Raw genomic sequence first — 532 nt, 5'->3', positions numbered from 1 at the left:
TACTGGGCAATCTTCTCTTCCTCTAAAGATGTACTTAAATAACGAATCATTATGGCAGATAGTAAAACAAGTGGTACAAAACTAATCAGCAACATAATTATGAATAGCTTTTTTCTAATATTCATTTACCTCATCTCCATTCATGTCGAAATGCATCCATTCATACTAAAATAAAGCTACATATACACAACTGCAATCAGTTCCTTGCCCATAGACTTACCATAACATCCCTCCGAGTCCATTTTTTATGAGTGCTACTTGTCTAATTTCTATATTCTTTTATATGACAAAAAAACCTTTCTTTTCCTTTAATCTACCTCTCCCTAAATATAGCATGTCCTTTATATTCCAAAAATTTATAAATTATCCATAAAAAGGAGACTAACAATATAGAATAAAATTGTAAATTATTTACTATAATAAAAAGGCGTGTCACAAGACGTTTTTTCTATAAACATTTTGCGACACGCTCGTTTTTTCGGTTCTTTGTCAAATGTTGGGGTAAAGCATAAAGTGTAGTGGAGCAGGGGAT

The sequence above is a fragment of the Sporomusa sp. genome (assembly GCF_057736855.1).
Note: the sequence above shows the minus strand (reverse complement) of the source record.